Origin of the sequence: Psychrobacillus sp. FSL W7-1493 (assembly GCF_038004905.1) — a bacterium.
Taxonomy (GTDB): Bacteria; Bacillota; Bacilli; order Bacillales_A; family Planococcaceae; genus Psychrobacillus.
In genome coordinates, this window is record NZ_JBBOSB010000001.1 from 3117388 (window position 1) to 3143017 (window position 25630).

Consider the following 25630-nt stretch of genomic DNA (forward strand, 5'->3'; position numbering starts at 1 on the left):
ATAAATTTATAAAAAATAAAAGCTATTCCCCGGGAAATATATCGAAGAATAGCCTTTATTGATTATTTTGAAGAATCCCGAAGAATTGTTCCGTCCAATTCCGAGGATTTCACACTGTATTCTAGCTGGTCTTGATTGACTATGCCAGAGGTCGAAGTTATAACAAAAACGGATGCATCAAAATTAAAATGGTCATCTCTTGAAACAAAATCAACGATCTTTAAAGTATCTTCATCCACATAATCTACTCGTACTTCCACTGACCTACCAAACCCATCATTTATAGTGATGGTCCCAGAAGTCTTTGGCTTAAAGCTGTGATTAAATGAAGGATTTATAAATTGGAAATCAAGCGTATCCATTATAGAAATTCCTTTAGAGCCTTCATCATGGTAAGTGATAGATGTAGAGGCAAAAGCTCCCTCCTTTATCGTAGCATTGGCCTGATCCACCGAGCCTGTGCCATCGATACCATCCTGTCCGGGACCATACTGATACGCAACAAATGCATTTTCTATGTTTTGAAGCAAACTAACGGTTCCAACTGTCCAATTTCCTTCCTTGTCCACAGTTACCATACCAACATAAGCACCATTACGATAAACCTTCACTTTATTTCCTGGTTCAGCTGTTCCACTTATCTCGTAATATGAGCCATCAAAAGTCACAGAAGATTTAACCGGATTCTTAATAGTAACAGGGGCATAACGAGTGAGATCTGAAGTAATATTCCACGTTGATATATCTTTTGGATTAAGATTATACCCAACCGTCAGCATGTCTCCCTCAGTTAAAGCTACTATAAATTCCTCTACGGAAACAATCTGACCATGAATAAAAAATAAGTCATTCGTATCCCATTTGTATTTAACCCCGTTAACTACTATGAAATTTGAATCCTTATGAATAGGTGCATTTTCTAGCTTCAAATTATATTCACCTGCATTAGTTTGCAGCTGGTAGAAATAAGTAATTGCAGCTTTTTTGCTTGTTTGATTGCCATCAAGCTTTTGAATGGTTGGTTGAACGCTGGTTGTCTCACTTGAAGAAGCCTTTACCGTAAAAACTACATGACCATTCTGGTCGGCATAATGGCTCCATTCCTGACTTCCAGTATTAACTTGTCCATTAAAGGAAGTAATAATAGCTGTAGTAGCTTCTCCATTGGTTTGAGCCAGGTTTATTTTTACTCGGCCGTTATAAGGAGAACCATCGCTATTTGTAAACTTCGCTATATACACACGAGTATCCGTCGTTTCAAGGTATTGATCTATTAGATCGGTTAATGAAATACCTGATGTGTCCTCAACTGAAGGTGTCGTAAATTGCACGGAATGCCCTTTCCATCTCAGGGTATAGTCCGTAGCTGATTCTAATTCTGAAGTTGATAATTTAATAGACTTTCGATCATCTGAAAGCTTTGCCTGCTGAATTATTTCCCCCGGAATAATAAACTGACCAGGTTCTAAATGATTAATATTGTTTTCCATTGCTTTTGACAATTTCAAGGTTACTGTATGTTGGCCTTCAGGCGTGGCAAAAAGAGGTAACATAGGAATGGCATCCTGCACAGCCTCATAATTGTTTACTAGCTTGGAGTGAAATCTGTGAGTATTCTTGAAATCCTGTAAGTATTGATGAGCCTTCATCAGCTCTAAATCAGCTTCTATGTATTTATCTTCCTTCGAAAGTTGTTCTGCCTTTTTTATATGCATATGTACGGTTACATCGTATCGAATACTTTGTATGAGATGTTCAAAAGTGGGCTTTACTGAGTTTCGAATTCCGTCTCTAGTGGACTGCCCATAGACTCTATCCAGTAGCTTGGCTTGCTTACGATATTCTTCAGAAGCCACGTGGTAGGCAGTCTCTATATCATCTAAATTTCCAGAAGATATTGCTAGTTGAACATTAGACGTTAGGGCTTTTATTTTTTCACTTGAAGTAATTGCATCTATGTATGCCTGTGCTCGCTTTACTTGGACCTTTGCGTCTACCAGTGAGGCCTGTACACTTAATCGTTTAGAGCTCGAGAGACTGGCAGCCGCTTTTTCTGCTGCTTCTATGTATTTTATCGCTGTATTATATTCTTCATATGGCTTTGTTTTGAAATCTGCGAACCCTTCTACAGAAATGGCCCACTTTAATATGGTGCTTGCGTTTTGCGCATTTATTACAAGCTGATTCACATTTGTTGCAGCGTTAGCTTGGGTTAATGGCGTAGCTGCTATAATTGCTGAGGCTGCTACGGAAATTTTGAACGTTTTAGACTTTCCCATATGGAGCTCCCTTCCTTTTATATTAATCATAACATGTAAATTACGGTAAAAATATTTCTAAATTTAGGAAATTTTTAATTATTTGTTTCAATATTTTCCAAATCTACACACATAAAATGTCCCATCAACTCAATGATGGGACAGAATTAGGCTACTCAACAGAGATTACAGTTAGATTATCTTTTTTAGGAGGCTCAACTGGAAGCGTATCTCCTGGTTTTGGATTAGCCGGCGTTTCGACTACATCTGGTTTATCACCGTTTAATAATCTTAGCTTAGCTTTAGATGGAGTTTCGTACTTAATAGATATATCCTTTTTCACAAAGTTCCCTCCTCCTACACCATAAAGACCATTATGGGAACTAATATAGCGATATACACGGTATTCCTCACCCTTTTTCAAGCTTCGTACCTTTGTTAAAGATTGATCAGCCTCTAGTTTCCAAAGAGTTGTATCGGATTGGACCGTTACTTTTCCAATTTGACCAACCTTTAGCTCTGTTTTTCCCCACATTACTTTTATCTTGGCTTCAGCATACACACTATTAACTAAAAATAACGAAACTGTTATAACAAACAAAGCCACATACCTTTTTAACTTCATTCGCACTAGCCTCCATTAACTTGATAATTATTCCTATTATTCAGAATACCACACTTAAAGAAAAATAGAAAAATACTTTCACTAGTTTCATATTTATGACGGGTGCCAGGCACTTGTCATAAATATGAAACAATAATTCTTTTTACCTAATAAAATATCTTTGTATACTTACCAAATAGAACAGACATGTCTTTATAACCATTATTCTATTTTAAATAAAAATATTTTTCTTTTTTTCAATAAATAGCTCTTTTATTATGAAATAAGTCCTGTTATAATGAACTTCATAATACAACAAGGAGTCATTTATACTATGAAATCAAACATTACTATTTTACTAATATTTATTATTTATTTAACTTTATTCGGAAGTACTGCTTCTGCTAGTGTAATAAACAACAAGGCCTTTATAACTAGCAAAAATGGAGGTGATATTAGTTTTGGACCAACAAACGTCTTGAAAAATTCACCTTATATTTATTTCTCAAAAGAGATTATAAAAGAAAAGGAAGATTCAACTTGGACACAATCTTTCACGGTCCTGCCTTCAACAACTAGCATTAGCTTAGAACTTCCCTTTAAATTCTCTAACAAAGAGTATATAACCCTTTATAAGGATCCCTCTGGAAAGAAATTTAATGCAGGACATATTTCCAATAATAAAAATGAGTCTCTCGGATTATTTTTTATCTCCACAGAAAAAATTCAAAATAAGTTACAGTTGACTACAAATGTTCGAGATAAGAATATACTAGAATTGAAAATAGAAACAAAGAAACTATTAGAACCAGTAACTATTACTATTGAAATTACTAGTCCAGATATTGACACATACTTTGATAATAATGACTGGATTAAAAGGGGCAACCTCCATTCTGTCAGCATGAAACCTAGCACCTATTTGTTAGCGTCTGCTAATTATGAAATTTCAACGTTAAAGAGGTTAGATGCATGGAATAAACTTGTTGAAATACATAAAACCAATGAGAAATGGAGTAATATCGAAGGATTACAAAATCAGTTTGATTGCCATTTTAATTTTGCAAAAACTAAAGGAGAATGGAACTTAGAGCCTGCAAGAAAAAATGTGGGATACTTTTCTACTGTTATGTCCTCCTGTAACCCAAGTACTAAATAAATTCTCTAAACTTTTTACTCACATAAAAATTCCGACGAAATATGAATAACATTTTCGCCTAAGTATACATACAAAATTATAAGGAGTTCGAATTATGCAGCATATGGAATTCATCAATTTACTTGACACTGTCATAGGACCACGCACTATTTTTCATCACATGGAGTGCGAAATATGTGGATTTGATTTAATCTACTACCAAGATCCTGAAACTAGAACGCAAAATGGAGTAGCATGTGAACATTGTAATTATGTTAAGAAGTATGAAATTATTAGATAATAACCATTTACCCCCAGATAGTAACCACTTTCAAAAGTGTACCTATTTGGGGCTTTTTATTTTACCTCTCAATAACACTTTTAATAACTCTTACATTCTAGAGTTAATTTTTATCCACATTAAAAAGATGACTACGGCTATTTGCCGAAGTCATCTTTTTCTAGCTACATACAACACTATCTTTTTATTTACTTAATAGAATACTTACCAAATCCGTCTGTGCCTTCACCCATGAATTGGATGTTGCCATCAGTTGGAATTACTTTTGCAGCATTTTTCGAAGATTCGAATACGATTTTTGCAGTTGCTGGAAGAGGTGCAAATTTCCAGTTTCCATCTGCAGAAGGGTCGATTGTTTTCTTTTCTAAGATGTAGTCAATGATTGCTTGACGGTTTTCATCAGGATATACTTCTGTTTCGGTTGCATTACGCACACCTGGGAATGTTCCGTTTGCACGGTAATTATTTGTTGCTACAATGAATTGTTGCTTTAAATCGATAGGCTTGCCATCAAATTGTAGGTTAACAATACGTGAAGCATCTTTATTCACTAGATTACCATCTGGATCATATTTCGCTGGTTTTGTTACATCAATTTCATATGTTACTCCATCGATTACATCATAGTTATATGAACGGAAATCTGTATTGATTAACTGTTGTTCACCTGTTTTGTTTGCATCAATTTGATTGAATTGCCCTGCAGACATCTCTAACCAGTCTTTGACGTCTGCCCCAGTTACTTTCACATAAGAAAGTGTGTTGTCGTACAAGTATAGATCCGCAACGTTTTTAATCGCTAACTGACCTGTAGGGATATATGTGTAATATTCTGAGTCACTTCTTGTTCCTGCTTTAAATGGAGCACCTGCAGATAGGACTGGAATGTTCTCATTTGCAGTTCCTTTTAGCTTAGATTTTACATATTCTGTTTGTGCATCTGTAACGATTTGGATTGATGGATCATCTTGCACTTGAGAGAAGTAGCTATGAATATCCGCTGTAGTTGTACCTACTGCTTGGCGAACATAGCTAATAGTTCCTTCATGCGCTTCTTTAACTGCATTTACAATTGTTTGGTCTACATCAGATGCATCCTTAGCAATTGTACGAACTTCTGCTTTAGAAGAAGCAACTTTCCAGCCTTTACCGTCTTTTTCAAGCGTTAAATCAATTACACCTAAATGACTACCAAACTTACCAGGCATTACAACTGGCACGCCATTCATAGTTCCCTTGTCGATATCAACATTTGTTAGGGAAGCATCCACTTTACCTGGGAACACTTGGTGCGCGTGACCTGTGATAATTGCATTTACATCCTTAACTTTAGTTAATAAATAAGTTACATCCTCTTCGCCAACCTCATGTGTTGCATCACCCATACCTGAGTGAGAAAGAACGACTACTACATCTGCTCCTGCTTTTTTCATTTCAGGAACAACTTTTTCGATAGCTTGAACTGAATCATCCACTGTCACTTTTCCTGTTAAATGAGATTTATCCCATTTTAGGATTTGTGGAGGTACAATACCTGTTACCCCTACTTTTACAGTTGTTTTATTTCCAGCTGCATCAACCACTTCTTTGTCGATTAATACGTATGGTGTATAAGCTAACTTACCAGTAGCTGCATCACGAACGTTTGCATTTACATAAGGGAAGTCTGCATCATCCATTACCTCATCTAAGAAATCAAGGCCATAGTTAAACTCGTGATTACCGAATGTTGCACCATCATAGTCTAAAAGCTCCATTGCTGTAATAGAAGGATGTTCTTCTCCATCCACTAGCTTGTCCACTGACGATTTATAAGAGCCTAGCGGAGTCCCTTGAATAGAATCTCCGTTATCGAATAACAATGAGTTACTATTTTCCGTACGTGCATTTTTAATTAATGTAGCTGTTTTAGCAAGACCTAAGCTATTAGAAGCTGTGTCTTTATAATAATCATAGTTTACGATATTAGTGTGAATATCAGAAGTTCCTAAGATACGTAAAGAAACAGTATCCTTCCCAACTACTTCTTCACCTATTTTCTGATTATATAAGTCTCTTAGGAATTGTTTAAATCCTGGGAATGCATTAGAATCAGGAACCTTATCTATCAATGGGTAAACTTTAAGTAGGGCTGCAGTGGCTTCTTCTTTTTTACCTTCTTGTACTAATTTATCCGCTTCTACTATTCCCATGAAAATAGTTACGGGAATCTGTAACTCGTCACGTTTCGCATTAGCAGGATCCTTATATTCTTTTAACAATAAATCACGTGCAGCTTTACCAGAAAAACGATACATGATAGCTGTTCTAGATTTTAACTGTGCAGATAACGCATGATAAGACTTTTCAATTTGGATAACGTTACGGGCAGCTTCCGCCTCTTCAATATCCTCCATAATCGGGTTCAAATATTTATCCGCATAATTATAAGCATCGATATAAGGAATAATTCCTTTTGTTACTTTCTCATAATACAAAGTATCCAAATCTTTTAGCATAGAAGCTTTGTTTTTAGCGTTCGATTTAGTAATAACAGTTCTGGCTTTTGCATAACTTGCTTTAGCCTTGTTTAAAGCGGGATATAATTCTTTAGAAGTAGCAATTTTACCTTTTTGAGCTGGCACAACGTAAGCATACGCTGCATTTTTCATGTCCATACGAGCTTGGTCTACAATTTGTTGTGTCGAACTACTCGCAAAAGTTACATTTGCTGAGGCAAACAATGAAGTCGCTAGTGCAGCAGCGACTACCGATTTTTTTATAGAATCCTTTTTCACAATCCCACTCCTGTTTCTAATTTCTTTTATTATCTAACTAGTATATCTATTTTTTAAAAATAGAATAATTAATTACTCTTTAAAGATAATCAATTATTATCACTAAAACAATACGCACTCTGCGAAGACTATACAAAATAAAACTAAATACATAAATGAAAACCAAATTACTTGTAAATAAACATATACTTTTACTGTCTATTATATTATAGAGGTAGTATATTACAGGTGCCTGGCACCTGTAATAATACTTCTATAACATTTCACACTAAAACCATAGAAAAACCCCTCGCTCCACTAAGATCCGAGCAAGGGGTTTCCATTCATAATTTTTATCATAGTATTACGGGTGCCAGGCACTTGTAACATAACTCATCGCATTCAACATTTCACACCTCTAGTTTTTCGCCAAGCTTCCCGTTACGCTTACTCTTGGCTGGGTGAGTAGGCTGACAATTATTAAAGTGAGGACGGCCATTGGCAATGCGAATAATACGCTATTTAGCTCAAATGGTTTACTCAGCACTACTTCCCATAAAATTGTGCTCAATCCACCAACTACCATGGAGCTTAATATCCCGGGCTTAGTGGCGCGCTTCCACAAAATCGTCGCAAGCAGTGCAGGGGTAACTGCTGCTCCGTACATCGTATACGAGTACATTTGAATAGCTAGAACTGATGGGAAGTACATTGCTAGCACATATGCTAGTAAACCTAACCCTATTACAACATAGCGGTTCATCTTTAATAATTTTTTATCGGGAATATCTTTTTTGCTATACCTTTTGTACATATCATACACAATGTTTCCTGAAGCCGAGAGTAAATACGACGTTCCCGTGGTGATGATGAAGGCAACGCACGCACAGAGAACGACCAACCCGATTCCTAAGGGCAATCCATTGATCGCCATATTCAATACTGCAGTATCAGGAGTAATATTAGGGAACATCACAATTGCCGCAGTTGCAAAAGTTATCGTTAATCCAATTACCAGAACGCTTCCTACAAAAAAACCTATTGTAGAATTTCTTGCAGTTTTTTCATCCTTTGCTGCAGCAAATCGCTGATACATGTTTTGATCACCAAGTATCAATAAAAACAAAGGTAAGAAATATCCTAATAATTGCAAGTTACTAAGCCCGCCATTCCATTGCTTTGTCTGCTCTGGAAGATTTAGAGACAATCCCTCCAAGCCTCCAACTCCATTTAACACGAAAGGCAACCCTATTAAAAACCCAAAAACAATTAAAAGTGCACTTAACGCGTCAGTGTATGCAACCGAGAATAACCCACCGCTCACTGTAAGGAAAATAACAAGTATGGCGATGATAATAGCGCCTGTCTGTATAGGTAAGCCCGTTGTAATTTGTAAAACATATGCTCCACCAGTAAACTGGTAAGCCGTAATTCCTACATACGCCAGAAGTATTAAAATACTGGCAACTAGTCTAGCCTGACTTCCGAAACGCTTTTCAATAATTTCTGGAACAGTAAAAGCTTCCCCTTTTCGAACCCTACCTGCGATAAAATAAAGTACGATAATACCGAAGATCCCACCCGATAGATTGAAAATGGCTGCCCATGGACCATATTGATAAATGAAGCTTGCTCCACCCACTACCGTTCCTGAACCTACAAAGGTAGCTAACAGAGTTCCTGTCATAACCCATAAGGGGAGTGTTCTGCCTGCTGCCATAAAATCTTTGCTAGTCTCAATTGATTTTCTACTAAAGTAAACCCCCATCAAGGCCATTACAGCTAAATAAATAACGACGGCTATTAAATAAATACTCATCCCTTTCCCTCCCCTAATTAGTTAAAAAATTAAATCCTCCAGCTTACTTGGATAATGAGTAATTAACTGTGTGCCCTCCCCCCTTAAAATGACTGTATCTGAATGCCTAAAGCCTCCAACACCAGGTATGTATAGCCCAGGCTCCACACAAAACACCATATTTTCCTGTAATACAAGATCATTAGAATACTTTAATGACGGCTCCTCATGAAGACCTATCCCTATACCATGACCAGTCCGATGTCTCACATATTGCTCCATATTGGCATCTCGGAAAACCTGTAAAGCAACCTCGTTTACCTCTGCTGCTGTTACGCCCACACGTATAAAGTCTAATGCAGCCTGTTGCGCTTCTTGAGCCAGCTTAAATGCTTCCTCCTGTTCTAATGAAGGATTACCAACAAAAAAAGTACGTTCACATTCTGCTCGGTATCCATTTATACCAACCTGTCTGCTGTGAATCACAAGATCATTCTTATTTAGCTGCCTTGTATTAGAGAAGACATGCGGCATATTCGTACGTTCTATTCCAGATGGTGACATAACGAAGTAATCTAACGTCGAATTAGGATGCCTCTTTGCTACCTCTAGAAATAGAGCTGTATTTCCAAATTGATCTATCTCCATTTCAGTCATTTCAGGTGTTGCATGCTCTAGCGACTCCTTTAATGCCAGGCTGACCAAATTACCTGATTCTATAATTTGTTCTATCTCTGCTTCCTCTTTAATAGCTCTCATATGGATAATCTCATCATCTATGCTAACTAAATCAAATCCCTTATCTCTCAACCTCTTTCCTAATTCAACTGGGAGAGATGCAAACTCGACTCCAATCTTAGAATTTTTCGGATAAGAAGCAATCACTTCTTCAAATAGTTCTATATAAGAATTAGCCTGTGTTTGATGTAAAGGAGTTTCATAATAAACAAGTAGCTGGTCTGCTATAGACTTTTCCTTAGCATGATTTTCTTCTAAAGATGGCACTACAAGCTTTGTATGTTGTTGATCTACAAACAAAACGATCGGCCTAGAATATGTGATTGCCTTTAATCCACTAAAATAATATTGGTTTTCAAAGTTTAAAATAACTGAACATGTCAGCTCCTTGTCATCCATTACCTGGCGTAGCTGATGAACCCTCTTTTCCAAATTCATATGCTTATCCCCTTTCTTAATTAATAAAGTGTCCATCCTTCATAATCCTTTTGTTACCTTTCAAAATAGACAAATCGTCTAATGGGTTATCCTCCAAAATTAATAGGTCTGCGTACATTCCTTCCTTTAATAAACCTCTATCATTAAGCCCTAAACATTCTGCAGCTACTCGAGTAGATGCTTGAAGAACTTCCAACCTAGACATTCCCGCATCTTCCATTATTAATAATTCATCGAAATAGTAGCTTGGTGGAGTCACCGGTGAACCACAATCTGTCCCAGTTGCTATCTTTACTCCAAGCTGTACAGCCTGCTTTAGCATATTTTCATGTGGTTCCACTACATGCTTTGCCTTTTCTAATGCCCACGCTGGTATATGCTCATCCGTAGCCAATCTTTTCATTACAATCATCGTGGGCACTAAATAAGTGTCATTCACCTTCATTTTTTTGAGTGCACTTTCATCTGCATAAATGGCATGCTCAATTGTGTCCACTCCTGCCTCTATACAATTGTGAATTCCTATCAAGCCTTCAGCATGTGCTGCTACTTTCTTATTCTTCTTATGTGCCTCCTCGACAGCTGCCTTCATTTCCTCCACATTTAACTGCGGAGAACCTGGCTCCTCTCCAAATGTATAAATACCTCCAGTTGCCATAAGCTTGATCAGATCTGCGCCTTCCTTCATTACCTCACGGGTAGCTCGACGTACGGCATCGGGACCATCCGCTTCTTTACCTAAGTAATGGACATGTCCCCCTGTCATACAAACGGCTGGACCAGACGCAACAATTGTCGGGCCAATTAGACCTCCGTTGTTTATCACATCTCGTAAATTTAAAACACTTTTCCCTGGAGAGGCAACGTCTCGAACTGTGGTGATCCCCTCCTTTATCGTTAGTAGTGCATGCGAGTAAGCCTGCAGGGCAACCTTCGATTCGTCTAGATGCTCTATCTTCTTTTGCGGATCTTCCGTTCCATCCCACACTAAATGCACATGACAATCAATTAACCCTGGCATTACAATTTTTCCTTTTACGTCCACTAAATTTGCAGATTCTGTCTGTTCCACTTTTCCAGTGCCAACCTCTACTATTTTTTTATCCTCTATTATCAGATACGAGTTTTCCTTTATATCTTTATTTAGTCCGTCAATTAACGAACAGTTATACAAAATAGTCTGCATCAATATCCCCGTCCTCTCTTTAGTTAATAGAAATTTTAGATTTTTCCAATAAATTTTTCATTAGTTAAGGAGCACAAAAAAAAGAGACTATTTTATAGCCTCTAAACAAAATTAGTTGATTAACTTTAAAGCAATCGTAAATAGTAAGTAATGATTTTGGTTTTCAAAGCTGATACCCGGGTAAAGATCTTGAATTTTTTCTAGTCGATAGCTCACAGTATTACGGTGGACAAATAATTCCTCTGCACTTTTTTTCAGACTAAAAAAATTCTTCAAATAGACATCCAATGTTTTTGTTAATTCTGCATGGTTACATTCATCGAATTCTAATAAAGGCTTAAGCAATCCCCTTGCTGCCTCCTGCATAGAGCTCTCCTCTTTAATTAAAAATAAAAATCTTTCCACACCTATGTTCTGAAATAAAATTAGATTGCTATTCCATTGATCTGTAAGCTCTAGACAACGCTTCGCTTGTTTATACTTAAGCGAAAGATCTGCCTCAACCCTGATAGGTCTACCATCACTGCCCCCACAATGAACTCCTTGCAAAGCTGATAATAGCTCCTTCAAATGTTGTGTTTCATACGGAATGGAAGTGAGGCAGATAACCTCCTGTTCATATATCCAAATAATATTATCCGAACTTATTCCACCCAGCTTATCGTAAATGACGGTAAATCCATAGTTGATTAAATCTTCATTATCAAAACGAAATACATACAGGTAAGGCATTTTTTTTAAAGAAGAAGAAAGGCTAGAAGAGCGACTAGATTCTCGGCGTTTATTTTCAATAATCGTTTCCAATGTTCGTATCTCTTGGTTTTTCAAGAAACGCTCTAACGATTTTCTTTTTACGGCATCCAGGAGTAATGCCGTCCTCCCATACTGAATGGCAGAGTTAACCATCAAATCCTCTACCCCGTTATTGCATATGATTAAGAATCCGTGATTTTCTGTATGCTCCATAATAGGGAGAACAGAAAATGTCAAATCATGCTGTGTAGAAAACGACTCGGTCAATACCTTTTCTACCTCCATGTATTTTCCCTTGTATAACCAATCCTTTTCTTGCTCTAAAACCGCTTTAACTGTAAGGCTATATTCCTCTCGATTGTATGTATTGTTAGTCCAAATAGAAACAATGTTTAAGCTTTGATCCAGAAAAACAATTGGCGAAGCAAGATACTTCCCTAACGTTGCAACGATATAACTAACTCCCTTATCTTGGGCAACTGCCTCTAACAATTGAAGATTCATCTCCTCAATTCGAACACGAAGAGCATCATTCTCACCTAAAAGCAGCTCATTAAACTCTTTAAAAATCTCCTTATAAGACAAATCAATTGGTATTGTAAAAATAGGCAGCGAATGCGTATTAGCTAGCTCCAACAAGCTTTCTGGAACCACCGCACAACCAGCAGCATGAATACCTAGTGCTGATATCTTTCGTGAAATCAGCCAATCCACATGCGAAACGATTCCCTGCTCACCCTCAAAAGCCGCAAAAGTAGTCAAAATAAACCCAAAAGGATGAACACGCTCACTCCTTAACGGAAGCTCCTGAATATTAATATAATCTATCCCTCTTCCCTGCCCTTTCTCCCCACCAACCAAAAGAATCCCATACTTCTCTAGCCTACAAGCCAACTGCTCAACTGAAACCAAACCAATCACCACCCACATCATTAATATATTTAAATAACATACTAACAGAAAATTTAGTCACTTTTCTAACTATTTACCCAAGCAGCCATTATACCCTACATATCCCACCATATTCGCCCCATATTACCCCCATTATTATTTGGATATTATTACAGGTGCCAGGCACCTGTAATAATATCCAGATAATAAAACTCAACCATTTTTCTTACGTAACCGTCTTCAAATAACATAGAAAAAGCCTATTTCATCTCTTAAAGATGAAATAGGCTTTTTCTTCTTTCCCAACTACCAACTACTTTGGGAAACTCAGATCAACTAAAAACCATTAGTTTCCCAAAAGCTAACTTCTACTTCACTACAAATTTCACTAACACACTTTCCGTTAAGGGTTTTCCATCTGTCCCCTTCAGCTCATTGGTGATCATTAGCTCGTAGGAACCTGGTTTATATCCACCTTTTGGAGCGAAAACTTCTACTTGCTTTCCGTTTGCCTTAGACACAGCTTTATCAACTGGTATTGCCATTGAACCATCCTTCATGACAAAAATGGATTGATTCAAACTTGCAATGTCTACATCCTTGCTTAACGTAATTGTCCATTTTTTATCAGAGGCCACGGGTATATTTTTCTCCATCACTCTGCCCCATCCAAGTGGTAGCTCAGGCAGTGTTTTTAAGAAAAATTGGTCAGCTATTACTTGGTAGCCAGCTTCGTTTGGGTGAATATCCTTTGGATTTTCCAAATAGACCGTTCCCTTTGCATCAAACGCTGGCGCTACATTAACAAAATGTACCCCTTCACTTTCTGCAATAGCCGCTATTCGATTATTAACAATATTGAATGCCATTTGTAGCTGCTGTCTCGTAGCAATATCCGTCATATGTGGAAACGGAAAAAAGTAGCCGAACAAATAGATTTCAGCATCTGGATTAATAGCCTTCACTTGTTTAACCGCAGTCGTTAGATTCTCCGACACCTTACTCAATATTAAAGTTGCAGCTGTAAGGTCGACATTCACACTTTCATCCTTAGGGTCATAAAAGGCCTGGATAAAATCATTAGCACCACTGACGATTGTTACTAATTCAGCTTCCTTCAACGCCTTTTGAACATCTTCTCGCTTCAGCTTCTCTAAAAGTCCATCCGTCGTTTCTCCGGATTTAGCAAATTCCTTCGTAAAGGAGCCTAAACGTCCTTCCTTCTCAAGCTTCTCGCTAATGATGTCTGTAAATCCACGTCCAACTCTTTCTCCATATGGCGTTTGACCACTAGCGATGGAATCTCCCAACGCCACGTAATCTATTTTTTCATTCGCCGCAAAAGCTGCTGGCATATTTACACTAAAGACAAACAAACATAAAGCTAATAATATTTGTACCTTTTGTTTCACTATTTTTCCCCCTTCTACGAAACTCTATATCTTATCTTATTCCCTAAATCACAACAAAAAACCTTTAGGTAAATAAAAAAAGTACAAGCTTCCCAAAAATCAAATAGCAAAACAATTATTACAGGTGCCAGGCACCTGTAATAATATTCCTATAATAATCCTATTTGCTTCTGCTAATCAAAATTATTCAAATCGCAAAGCCTCACTTGGATTCATCCGAGCAGCCTTCCATGCCGGATAAATACCGAACAGGCTACCAATCCCAAAGGACGTATAAAGCGCAAGCTTCACTGCCCATAATGGCAACACCAAGGAGAATATATCCACATTATTGTTCCAAAACTCTATAAACAAATATCCAAAACCAATCCCGGCAGCTCCACCAATCATACATAGCAGCAACGTTTCGAAGAAGAACTGCATTAAAATTTCGAAGGTTGTTGCACCAAGTGCCTTTCTTATACCTATTTCCTTCGTTCTTTCTCTAACTGACATCACCATGACATTCATAATTCCCATACCACTAATGACTAGGGCCGTAGCTGTAATCCCAAATAACATCACCTGCAATATAGAAGTAACCTTGCCTAAAGCTCCAAGCATTTGCTCCTGCTTCACCACACTAAAATCTATTTCAGAGTGATTAGTCTTAATTGCTCCAAACACAGCTCCATCAACTTGATCGACAGCTTCTATACTATTAGCTTCTACAATCATTTTTGTAAGGTTTTTCATATCTGTTGTTTCTAGAGCCGTCTTAATTGGAATGATGACATTATTGTCTGTACTAGATCCCAGGGTAGCATTTGGTGCGAGTACTCCAATGACCTCATACGTTTCTTCATTAATCGTTACAGTTTGACCAACTAATGTAGAAAGACCAGCAGCTGAAGCACTTTCTCCAAGAAGTTTGTTCATAATCCGCTTCCACCAAGGTTCCGGCTCCACTGTGGGTCTTTCAGAACTCTTTCCCTCATCATCGGCTATTTCCTTACTTCCAAGAAGAGTTTCATGTATGTTATTTCCTAACACGATTACCCTTGCCTTGGCATCCTGTTCCGCTTGTGTAAAAAAACGACCTTCCGAAAGCTCCGCGTGCTGAACTCGCAAGAATTGATCCGTGGTACCGACCATGGAAGACTGAGCACTTTTTCCTTCATGTTTCACTACATTAATAGTTTCGAGTATAGGAGTAACTGTTTTCACTTCTTCTAATTCTTCTACCACTTCAGCATCATCATATGTAAGTGTACTAGGTACGCTAGTCAATCCACTAAGCAAATCCTTTTCTCCAGTTGTCGTATCTAATAGCCTCCCTGGCATTACGAGAATTTGCTCTGCTCCGAGGCTCCCCATCTGCTTCATCAGTGTATCTTTTACCCCTATGGCAATCGAAGATAACACAATGACCGCAAACATGCCAATTATCACACCGGTCATCGCCGATAATACGCGAAGGCGATTCGACCATAAGCCAAAGCAAGCCAATTTAAATGATGTAAATAGCTTCATATAAGCACCCCGTTCTGTAACGTTAAAATACGCTGAGCACGAGAAGCTACTTCCATATCATGTGTGATCACAATAAGAGTAGCACCCTTTGCATGTACACGGTCAAATAGCTTTAAAATACTTTCCGTCGTTTCTTCATCTAAACTCCCGGTAGGCTCATCAGCTAGTATAAGAGATGGTTCATTGACCAAGGCTCTTGCAATTGCAACGCGTTGCTTTTCTCCACCAGATAATTGATCTGGCTTTTGTTTTTTCTTGTCTAAGATTCCCATCTCATCTAGCATGGCAAGCACTCGAGATTTCTTTCTTTTAAACCTTTTTTTCCCATAGGTTAATGGGAGCAGTACATTTTGATAAACCGATAAATTAGGAATAAGTTGAAAATGCTGGAACACAAAACCAATCTCTTCGTTACGGAGTCTTGCTCGACTGGCCTTCCCCATTTTATGTACGGATTTTCCAGCTAGCTCGTAACTCCCTTTATCTAACAAATCCAGGGTTCCTAACAAATTGAGCATCGTGCTCTTACCTGAACCCGACTTCCCCATGATTGCCACGTACTCTCCCTGTTCCACACGAAGATTCATTCCGCGCAATATCTCCATGTGCTTTGTCCCTGAACGATATTTTTTTCGTACATCCCGGAGTTCTATCATTTTACATTCCTCATTTCTTACAACCTCAAGTGTCTTCTTTCCCCTCCATAATACGACAAATCAGATTAAATGCCTCCAAAAAGTGGGTAAAATGCCTCTATTCTACCACAACGTAAAAAGAGGTACATGAGATTCTGACTGTCTCCCACAGAGCATGAATCTATCTTTCTAACCGTTTTCCCTCATTTCCCTTTCTTTCCGACAAACAATCCACCGTCGAATAAAAATCGTACTTTTTAATTGAAAATAGAGTTCAATTACTATGAATAAAAGATTACAAATAGACCTAACCTTTAGTATGTTCCTCCTAAAAAAATGTTCATAATAGAACACGCTCCCTCCATATAATCTATTAACAGAAAATAGTCGAAATCAATTCCAAATTTCTGCCGGCTTTCGACGAATAATATGGTTTTAACTTGCTATATTGATACAAAAGCAGAGGGAGATGTAGAATATGCAGTCCGATTTTAATCAGCTGTTAGACAACGTCATTGGTCCTCGTCTCATTTTTCATGTCATGGAGTGTTACATTTGTGGGTACGATGAAATTTACTATCAGCACCCCGATACCCAAGAACAGATAGGCCTCGCTTGTGAAGGGTGCAATTATGTAAAAACCTTCAGTTTTCAAAATGAACATTCATGAACAAAAAAAGACCACGTAAAAGTTAAACTTTTACATGGTCTTTTTTTGTTTAGTTAAAAACTAGTGTAAATACGACATCCAAGGTACCATTATTAACTGTTACTGGAAGATTAAATGACTTGCCTTTTAAATCCGATAGCACTTTTGCATCTGTAGGAAACAAAGCCTTTAATTCATTCATAGCAGCCTCTGACAATGGGTCGTTTCCATTCACCTTAGATACACCTAAGCTACTAATGAGGGTCGGATAAAATCCTTTACTCAAAAAGTCTAACATACTGATATCTTCCTGAACTGTTATCGTTAAAGAATTGGACGAGCTAGACGATAAAAGAACATTTTTTTGACTAGCATTTACTGCCTTCACGAAGCCTTCCACCTTTGCATCAAGTACCTGCTGTTCTGTGGATTGGTTAGGAAGTCCTTCCACTATCGCTTTAATTTTAGCTACTTCAGCCAATAGATTAGGCGAATACTTACTTGTTTTCGGCAACCCTTCCATTAATCCATTTATTTCTGCATATACTTTTAAAGCTTCCGCTTGTTTCCCAGCCGTATATAAGCTGTTTAAATCTACTAATTTCATATAAATGGTGACTGGTAGCATTAGTTCGTCACGCTTTGCATCAGCAGGCTTTTTATACTTTTCTAGTAGTAAGTCCCGTGCAGCTTTACCAGAAAAGCGATATAAAATAGAGGATCTATCCTTTAATTGATACGATAGCTTATGATAACCAGCAGCTACCCCTGCAAAATCACTTTTTGCTTCCGCTTGGCTAATTTCCCTCATTAGAGGTTCTAAATACTTTGTTGCGTAATTATACGCATCAATATAAGAAACTAATCCCTTAGTTACTTTTTCATTGTAAATGGCATCCATTTCCTTCAACGTACCTTCTATCTCAGTTGCAGATAATTTGGATGAGGTAATTACACTTTTTGTGATCTCATAATTTTTCTTCACACTATTTAACGTTGTATAAAGCGAGTCACTTGGGATTAATTTCCCATCAAGCGCCGGAGATACGTATATTGTAGTCGCCTTGTGTAAATCACTTTTCACCGTGGCTACCGATTGCTCCACTGAAAATGATTTACCATACGCAATTGGTGAAAAGGCTAAAACCGAACTTGTTAATAAGGCTACCGCTGTTGCTGTCTTCCATCCTTTATTCCTCAAAACTATTCCTCCTAATAAATTGCTCCATTTTTTATTTCAATTCATAATGCATTATTTAAAAAATCATTAATATACTATAATTTATCAAGTATCCCCCCTACCTACTTTAAGAAACCATTTCTCATTCGCAAAAACCCTTAAAAACACATACCACTTAAGCTTATACGAAATGACTTTCAGAAAATATTGAGGAATGTTAATTATTTTAATTTTTTGAATAAAAAGTTACAGATTAATAGTATAATAGATTTACAAGGAGACTAGTTATTTATTCTTATGTCTTTTAAAGTCTAAGCAACCCATGGAGGTAAAAGAGGATGCAAATGGTCTGGTTGAGTTCCAAAACAACGGTACCTAAAGCTACAGTAGAAGCACTAGATAGAAATAGATTATATGAATTATTTAAGAAAAACCATTCTAAGAGAATCACCATTATTCAAGCACCAGCAGGCTACGGTAAAACTACGCTATTAAGCCAATGGTTTAACCAAACGAATGACACCGTTACATGGATTTCCCTGAATACATCTGACAATGATCCAATTCGATTTTGGAAATATGTTATTCACACGACATCTAATGTCACGGAAAGTAATATGTATAACACGCTCGCCTCATTGTTCCAATCACAGGATCCTTCCACGTTGGAATTTTTGATTGATTCTTTCTTAAACGAAATGAGTTTAATAGAACGTCCTCTCAGTATTGTGTTGGAAGACTATCATCTAATTGACAATAAAGTGATTCATCAAATGCTTACCCAACTAATCGAATATCTACCTGACAACGTACACGTCTACGTAACTAGTCGTGAGAATCTACCCCTTCCAATCGCCAAGTGGCGAGTTAAATCCTGGCTCAATGAGATAAGCACGGAACAACTGTGCTTTACATTTGAGGAGATTGAACAATTTTACGAAAAGAAAAACCTCGAAGAGAAGCTACTACATCACGTATTAAACACCACAGAAGGCTGGCCAGCCGGCATCCAATTAACGAGTATTTCAATGAGGTCCAACTCCAATAATGCATTAACATTAGAAAAGATGAACCCTTTACAGCCCTTGATCACTGATTTTTTACTACAAGAGATACTAGATACACTTCCGTCATCTATTCAAGATTTTCTTCTGAAGACGTCTTTTTTACAATCTTTAGAACCAGAAATTTGTAATAGCCTAACGAACCGAAGTGATAGCTATGCAATGCTTCTAGAACTAGAAAACAAGGGAATTTTCACTGTTCGTTTAAACAATGCCCAACCGATGTTTCGTTATCATCATTTATTCGCAGAAGCTTTACAAATCGAACTTAAAAACCGTTATCCAAAGGAATTTGTTTCATCCATCATCTTGGAAACCGCGAAGCTGCTTTACTTAAAAGGTGATATCAACAGTGCGATTGACCTGGCATTACAAGAAGGCGCCTTTACACTAGCGGAGTCGTGGATAACAGAACATTTAGTAGAAATATTCAAAAATGGAGAAACCTCCACTTTTTTAGGTTGGATCCAAACTTTAAGAAGAAACGATTACCCAGTTAATTATGAAATACTAGTGATGTACACCATTACCTTAATATCTGCCCTTCAAATAGAAGAGGCTGGTCTAATCATTTATGAGTTAGAGCTAAAGCAACAATTAGAACAATGGATGGATAAAGAGGAGAACAAAGGAATAGCTGATATTTTTACAACACTGCAAGTATATGCGCTTATTAGTATGGGGACAGGGATTGAGAAAGCGATAGAAATAATTCAAAGGCAAGTAGACCAAGGATATGTTAGTTCTAGGTGGGATGGAATACCGATAAGGTTCAACTTATTTGAACATAAGATTACTCGAACTAGCATTGGATCCAAGGGTAGGTTTATGTCGTTAGAAAAAGCTATTCCGTTTGCAAAGCTATTCCGTGAAACAGAATTTAAGGAAAAAAATATGACTCTTTTTAGCTATGGTGCGTCCGCAGAAACATTGTATGAAAGAAACTATATCGATGCTGCCATTGGAGAATTAGAAATTGCTTTAAAGTATGGCCATAGTCTAAAAGATCCTGGATTATTTATTCCCATGTATGTTTTAAAGTCTCAAATTTATGCCTTAAATAAAAACTTTGTAGCAGCTCATGCATTATTAGATAACGTACTAGATTCAATAAATGATAAGCATTGGCAAAATATTTTACTCACGATGAAAGCTCGTTGCTTTTTATTAGAAGGTAATACGTTAAGAGCAGAAGCAGAGCTACGAAAAGCGGAATCGAGACAACCTTTTTGGTTACTCGTCCATGCTCGATTATTGCTAGCAACTGCAAAAGTAGAAGAAGCCTTAAAGACTGTGATTCAAGTGAAAACTAAAGCCATAGAGGAAGATCAAGTATCTACAATCGTAGAAGCTTCCTTGTTAGAAGCAATTTGTGAAATGGAAATGGACCATAAGGACAGCGCTTTGAACGCATTGCATGAAGCATTAAGCTACGGCTCTACTTATGACTACGTCCGAACCTTCCTAGATGAGGAAGGTAGTATTAAATTATTAAAAGCCTATAGCAAAGAACGACAAAAACATAAAAAGACAGGCTGGAATTCGGTGCCGTTAAGCTACGTAGAACGGCTCATAGAAAGCAGCAGCCAAGCGGAGAGCAGCATACTAGACCAACTAACACCTCGAGAGCTGGAAGTTTTCCAACTACTTGTAGATGGTGCAACCAACAAGGAAATCGCACAAAAACTATTTCTATCCGAAGGAACCATCCGCGTTTACCTGACAACGATATACAGCAAGCTAGGCGTGAAATCAAGAGCCAAAGCAATCCTGCTATACAACCAAAAATTCTTATAAACACAAGAAAAGCGGAATCGCCTGTCACTGCCCCGACAGGCAAATGGGAAAAAGTGAGGAGGCAGTTCCTCAGCCACCGGAGCTTTTATCCATTTGACCCCGAGGGGCAAGGCGATGAAGCTAGACATCAAGAAAAGCGGAATCGCCTATCACTGCCCCGACAGGCAAATGGGAAAAAGCGAGGAGGCAGTTCCTCAGCCACCGGAGCTTTTATCCATTTGACCCCGAGGGGCAAGGCGATGAAGCTAGACATCAAGAAAAGCGGAATCGCCTGTCACTGCCCCGACAGGCAAATGAGAACTTTATAATTTCCTAAACAACTAAAAAAGCTCCCTAATATGGGAGCTTTTTCATCGTTTCAAAAAGATTCTCGTAAGCCTAGGCGAATTATGTCTGACACAGGGACACACGCAACTTCCCCCGAAACCAACCTATCTCAATGTTCCGCCCAAATGAATTGTGTCTGACACAGGGACACATACTAAGCCTCCCGCAGTTCCCCGGTCTCTTCCTGCTTCTCCTTTTTAAAGAAAAAGCCGATGATCGCACCAATCAGACCAGTAACAATCCACCCTGCTCCGTTTGAGAACAACGGGATAAAGCCAAATATATTGTTAAGCGTTTCCACCGCGATGTTCGCATCTTTTAGCGCATCCATGATAGCAACTATACTTACACCGATAATAGTGCCAACATATACCGCACGTGAACCCTTGAACCAGCTATCCGTAAAAATCAAGATAATTAGTGCAATAGCAATTGGGTACAGCAGCATTAGTATTGGTGATGCCATAGTCAAGATTTTAGTTAATCCGAAGTTAGTGATAACCAAGCTTCCTAGTGAGAAGATGATTAACCATTTCTTGTAGGACACCCTTGGAATAATCCGCTCAAAGTATTCTGCTACAGCAGCTAAACAAGCTACATTCGTCGTAATACCAGTTAAGAAAATAACAATTCCAATTAAATAAATTCCAATTGGGCCAAATAACGCTTTAGAAGCAAGTGCAATCAGCTCTCCGCCGTTTGTTGTATAGCCAACAGCATCTATACTAGTTGCCCCGATCCAAGACATCGAAACCTGCAACAGAACTAGTCCAACTACTGTGATAAGACCGGCCTTGATAAACACCTTGGATACTTCCTTTTTAGAGCGAATACCTAAAGCATCAATTGATTTTATAAAGATCCCACCAAAGACAAACGCAGCTAACACGTCCATCGTAAAGTACCCTTGCGTGAACCCCTTTAAAAAAGCCTCACTGGCAGTTTCGTAACCCATTCCATCCATAGGTCCATATACAGAGCCCATCGGAGTGAAAATAGATTTAGCAACGATGATCACTAAAAGCGTTGCAAAGACAGGCGTGATTAACTTTCCTAATCGATCAACAAATTTAGTAGTCTCCCATGATAGGTAAACCGTCAAAGCGATAAAAATGATAGAAAAAACAAGTAAAAATAAACCTATCATACTATTGTCCGTAATCAGCTGTTTAATAGCAATCTCATAAACTACCGAGGTAGTCCTGGGAATAACGTAGATTGGTCCTAGCGTTAAAAACAACAAAACAGAGAAAACAACAGCAAATTTAGGGGAAACCCTACTTGCCAGCTTTTCCACAGTTCCTCCACCTTTAGTCAGTGCAATTATTGCTAGTAAAACTAAGCCTACTCCAGTTACTAAGAATCCTGCCATGGCAATCGGTGTATTGGTCCCTGCCTGCTGCCCTAAAACTGGAGCAAAAATCACATTACCAGCTCCTAAGAACATGGCAAATAACATAAACCCAATGGCTACAATTTGAAAAAACGATAATTTTTTTTCCATTTTTTTTGCCCCCTTTAAATAAAAACCTTCTTTAAATCGCGAAACCCTCCGCATAAATATCTGCTTCCTGAAGAATAAATCTGTGCTCTCCAGTAATCCAAGCAGACCCCTTGATAGCTGGGATAATAGCGTCTATTTCTGCGATTTTTGTTTTGCCTAATACCTTTCCTTCAAAAGTTGAACCAATAATACTTTCTTGAATAATGGAAGCTCCTGGTTCTAATTCGAGGGCAGCCATTTTAGCGCACGTTCCAGTTCCACAAGGTGAGCGATCAATCTGACCGTCTCCAAATACAACTACATTTTTATAATGATTGTCACTAATCTTATTAGTAATTTCGATCAAATCCACCGTTCGGATGTTCGGAATAGTCGGGTGCTCAATATTGATATGGTGATTGATATAATCCCTTGCCTCAGTAGCAAGTTCTAATATTCTTTGTTTGTCCGATAGGTCAATATTGACCCCTAAATCAGAGGAATTGATTATCCCAAAAAAACTTCCTCCAAATGCAATATCTACGGATACATCACCTATGTCATTTAACTTGATAGATAATCCTTTATGTAAGATAAACGCAGGGACATTCGTAAATTCGATACTCTCCACCTGATCTCCCTTAAAATAAGCTCTGCATTCTATAACTCCAGAAGGCGTGTCTACATAGATAAGCTCTTTTTTAGGAATAATCCCTTTAGTTAAACACATCGTAACAGTGCCAATAGTACCATGACCACACATGTTCAAATAGGAGCCACTGTCCATGAAAATTATTCCTATATCACATTTTTCATTACATGGTTCAGTTAAAATGGAGCCAAACATATCTTTATGCCCTCTTGGCTCGTTCATTAATAGCTTACGAAGGTGGTCGTAATTTTCTTTGACATACTCCTTTTTCTCCATCATCGTCTCTCCAACAATATCTGGAAAGCCGTTGATAACTATACGTGTTGCCTCTCCCATCGTATGTGTATCTATTGTTTCTAAACTTAAAATATACTGATCCATACTTGTCCTCACTTTCTATTAATTTCTTCTTTAACTTAAAACATATAATATTTAATATGTTTTGAAAAGTATATTGCATTCATATAATTTTATTTTTTTGTTATTTTCTAATAATAAACCCCGCCATACAGGGATTTGCGCAAAAATATATTTATATTAAAAAAAGATAAATTTATCACAATTTTAAAATATATGTTATAATGCTTGAGAAATTGATTGATGAACATGAGGGAGAGATATTAGATGGCATTACGTGACTTTTTTATCGCTTTATCTGAAAACCGTACACTTAACAGTGCAGCTCAAAAATATGGTTTAAAAATGGGTGCACAAAGTGTTGTTGCAGGAACTAATATTCAAGAAACGATTGAGAGCATTAAAGAACTAAACCAACAGGGAATCTCCTGTACGGTTGATAATTTAGGTGAGTTCGTGTTCGAAAAATCAGAGGCTACTGCTGCTAAGAAGCAAATCTTAGAGGTTATTACAGCAATACATGAACATGGTGTGGATGCACATATCTCTTTAAAACCTTCACAGCTAGGACTAGATATAGATCGTGATTTTTGTTATGAAAATTTAAAAGAGATTGTTGCCTTGGCGGACGAATACGATATTTTTGTTAACTTCGATATGGAAGACTACGGTCGACTGCATCCTTCCTTTGAGCTAATGGAGGAACTAAGTGAACAGCACGACAACATCGGCACAGTAATTCAAGCCTACTTCCATGAGTCTGATGAAAATATTGAGAAATATAAAAACTATCGTTTAAGAATAGTAAAAGGGGCTTATAAAGAGCCAGCTAACATCGCATATCAGGATAAAGCAGAGATTGATCGCAAGTTTATCCAATTGATTGAGTATCATTTGCTTAACGGCAAGTTCACCTCCATTGCGACACACGACCATAACGTGATTGATCATGTGAAGCAATTTGTTAAAATCAATGATATTCCTAACGATAAATTCGAATTCCAAATGCTGTACGGCTTCCGTAAGGACATGCAGCTCCAACTTGCTAAAGAAGGGTATAACTTCTGTACATACGTACCTTTTGGTAGTGACTGGTATGGATACTTCATGCGCCGTCTAGCTGAACGACCACAAAACTTAGCACTTGTTACCAAACAAGTATTCAATAAAAAAACAAATACAGTAATTGGACTAGCAGCAGCTGCATTCCTAGCTGGTCGCTTAACAAAACGTAAATAATGAAAACCTGGACCTCCTTTATAGGGGTCCAGGTTTTTTAATTGTAGGATAGGGTGGATTGTTGTGAAGTTAGCTTTGACTGGTGAGCAGTTTTGCGATTGTCGTAATCTTCGGGGCGATTGTCGTAAATTTGAGCTTGATTGTAGTAATCTGGACGCTCATTGTTGTAAAAGTCGCTTTGACCGGTGAGTGGTTTTGGGATTATCGTAATTTACGGGGCGATTGTCGTAAATTTGAGCTTGATTGTAGTAATCTGGGCGCTCATTGTTGTAAAAGTCGCTTTGACCGGTGAGTGGTTTTGGGATTATCGTAATCTTCGGGGCGATTGTCGTAAACCTAAGCTTGATTGTAGTAATCCAGGCGCGCATTGTTGTAAAAGTGCTTAGACCGGTGAGCAGTTTTGGGATTGTCGTAATCTTCGGGGCGATTGTCGTAAACTTGAGCTTGATTGTAGTAATACAG

16 protein-coding genes are annotated in these 25630 nt (G+C 37.8%); 3 read left to right on the forward strand and 13 right to left on the reverse strand.

The window, feature by feature from the left end; all coding sequences use genetic code 11:
* Positions 1–62 precede the first annotated feature (62 nt).
* Positions 63–2279, reverse strand: coding sequence for a hypothetical protein (locus MKX96_RS15635; protein WP_340885032.1), 2217 nt, complete (start codon positions 2277–2279; stop codon positions 63–65).
* A gap of 151 nt (positions 2280–2430) precedes the next feature.
* A complete protein-coding gene (locus tag MKX96_RS15640) occupies positions 2431–2883 on the reverse strand; it encodes a VCBS domain-containing protein (protein ID WP_340885034.1) in 453 nt (150 codons plus the stop codon).
* A 313-nt stretch (positions 2884–3196) separates the two neighbouring features.
* On the opposite strand from MKX96_RS15640, the gene MKX96_RS15645 reads away from it, so the two are divergent.
* Entirely contained in the window at positions 3197–4021 is an 825-nt protein-coding gene (locus tag MKX96_RS15645; protein WP_340885036.1) for a DUF2599 domain-containing protein, read from the forward strand.
* 468 nt (positions 4022–4489) lie between these two features.
* Here the strand turns inward: MKX96_RS15645 and MKX96_RS15650 are convergent, their stop codons facing one another.
* The 9 genes from MKX96_RS15650 to MKX96_RS15690 form a co-directional block, all read right to left on the reverse strand.
* Positions 4490–7078, reverse strand: a complete 2589-nt coding sequence (locus MKX96_RS15650; protein ID WP_340885039.1) for a bifunctional 2',3'-cyclic-nucleotide 2'-phosphodiesterase/3'-nucleotidase — start codon at positions 7076–7078, stop codon at positions 4490–4492.
* Positions 7079–7475: 397 nt separating this feature from the next.
* A complete protein-coding gene (locus tag MKX96_RS15655) occupies positions 7476–8876 on the reverse strand; it encodes a sodium:solute symporter family protein (RefSeq protein ID WP_340885041.1) in 1401 nt (466 codons plus the stop codon).
* 21 nt (positions 8877–8897) lie between these two features.
* Positions 8898–10031 (reverse strand): M24 family metallopeptidase, encoded by a 1134-nt coding sequence (locus tag MKX96_RS15660; protein ID WP_340885045.1) that lies wholly within the window; start codon positions 10029–10031, stop codon positions 8898–8900.
* A 16-nt stretch (positions 10032–10047) separates the two neighbouring features.
* Positions 10048–11217: a metal-dependent hydrolase family protein gene (locus tag MKX96_RS15665; RefSeq protein WP_340886079.1), complete on the reverse strand. Its 1170-nt coding sequence runs from the start codon at positions 11215–11217 to the stop codon at positions 10048–10050.
* 111 nt (positions 11218–11328) lie between these two features.
* The gene (locus MKX96_RS15670; RefSeq protein WP_340885049.1) at positions 11329–12882 is read right to left on the reverse strand and encodes a helix-turn-helix domain-containing protein; all 1554 of its coding nucleotides are present in this window, start codon (positions 12880–12882) and stop codon (positions 11329–11331) included.
* 347 nt (positions 12883–13229) lie between these two features.
* Positions 13230–14273 (reverse strand): SGNH/GDSL hydrolase family protein, encoded by a 1044-nt coding sequence (locus MKX96_RS15675; protein WP_340885051.1) that lies wholly within the window; start codon positions 14271–14273, stop codon positions 13230–13232.
* A gap of 183 nt (positions 14274–14456) precedes the next feature.
* Positions 14457–15785 (reverse strand): ABC transporter permease, encoded by a 1329-nt coding sequence (locus MKX96_RS15680; protein WP_340885054.1) that lies wholly within the window; start codon positions 15783–15785, stop codon positions 14457–14459.
* A complete protein-coding gene (locus MKX96_RS15685; RefSeq protein ID WP_340885055.1) occupies positions 15782–16441 on the reverse strand; it encodes an ABC transporter ATP-binding protein in 660 nt (219 codons plus the stop codon). Before MKX96_RS15685 ends, MKX96_RS15680 begins: the two co-directional genes overlap by 4 nt.
* Positions 16442–17139: 698 nt before the next feature.
* Positions 17140–18270: a hypothetical protein gene (locus tag MKX96_RS15690; RefSeq protein WP_340885058.1), complete on the reverse strand. Its 1131-nt coding sequence runs from the start codon at positions 18268–18270 to the stop codon at positions 17140–17142.
* Between the two features lie 317 nt (positions 18271–18587).
* Between MKX96_RS15690 and MKX96_RS15695 the strand changes: the two genes are divergently transcribed.
* Positions 18588–21110, forward strand: coding sequence for a LuxR C-terminal-related transcriptional regulator (locus MKX96_RS15695; RefSeq protein ID WP_340885060.1), 2523 nt, complete (start codon positions 18588–18590; stop codon positions 21108–21110).
* Positions 21111–21591: 481 nt separating this feature from the next.
* On the opposite strand, the gene brnQ is transcribed toward MKX96_RS15695, so the two are convergent.
* Together brnQ and MKX96_RS15705 are read right to left on the reverse strand one after the other, a co-directional pair.
* Positions 21592–22941 carry a branched-chain amino acid transport system II carrier protein gene (brnQ, locus tag MKX96_RS15700; protein WP_340885063.1) on the reverse strand — a complete coding sequence of 450 codons (1350 nt, stop codon included), beginning with the start codon at positions 22939–22941 and terminating at the stop codon, positions 21592–21594.
* 31 nt (positions 22942–22972) lie between these two features.
* Entirely contained in the window at positions 22973–23953 is a 981-nt protein-coding gene (locus MKX96_RS15705; protein WP_340885066.1) for a proline racemase family protein, read from the reverse strand.
* Positions 23954–24196: 243 nt separating this feature from the next.
* Between MKX96_RS15705 and MKX96_RS15710 the strand changes: the two genes are divergently transcribed.
* Positions 24197–25168, forward strand: a complete 972-nt coding sequence (locus MKX96_RS15710) for a proline dehydrogenase family protein (RefSeq protein ID WP_340885068.1) — start codon at positions 24197–24199, stop codon at positions 25166–25168.
* Positions 25169–25630 lie beyond the last annotated feature (462 nt).

Coding starts and splice junctions, on each gene's coding strand:
- MKX96_RS15635 (WP_340885032.1), bottom strand. CDS start 2,279: ATGGGAAAGTCTAAAACGTTCAAAATTTCCGTAGCAGCCTCAGCAATT.
- MKX96_RS15640 (WP_340885034.1), bottom strand. CDS start 2,883: ATGAAGTTAAAAAGGTATGTGGCTTTGTTTGTTATAACAGTTTCGTTA.
- MKX96_RS15645 (WP_340885036.1), top strand. CDS start 3,197: ATGAAATCAAACATTACTATTTTACTAATATTTATTATTTATTTAACT.
- MKX96_RS15655 (WP_340885041.1), bottom strand. CDS start 8,876: ATGAGTATTTATTTAATAGCCGTCGTTATTTATTTAGCTGTAATGGCC.
- MKX96_RS15660 (WP_340885045.1), bottom strand. CDS start 10,031: ATGAATTTGGAAAAGAGGGTTCATCAGCTACGCCAGGTAATGGATGAC.
- MKX96_RS15665 (WP_340886079.1), bottom strand. CDS start 11,217: ATGCAGACTATTTTGTATAACTGTTCGTTAATTGACGGACTAAATAAA.
- MKX96_RS15680 (WP_340885054.1), bottom strand. CDS start 15,785: ATGAAGCTATTTACATCATTTAAATTGGCTTGCTTTGGCTTATGGTCG.
- MKX96_RS15685 (WP_340885055.1), bottom strand. CDS start 16,441: ATGATAGAACTCCGGGATGTACGAAAAAAATATCGTTCAGGGACAAAG.
- MKX96_RS15695 (WP_340885060.1), top strand. CDS start 18,588: ATGCAAATGGTCTGGTTGAGTTCCAAAACAACGGTACCTAAAGCTACA.
- brnQ (WP_340885063.1), bottom strand. CDS start 22,941: ATGGAAAAAAAATTATCGTTTTTTCAAATTGTAGCCATTGGGTTTATG.
- MKX96_RS15705 (WP_340885066.1), bottom strand. CDS start 23,953: ATGGATCAGTATATTTTAAGTTTAGAAACAATAGATACACATACGATG.
- MKX96_RS15710 (WP_340885068.1), top strand. CDS start 24,197: ATGGCATTACGTGACTTTTTTATCGCTTTATCTGAAAACCGTACACTT.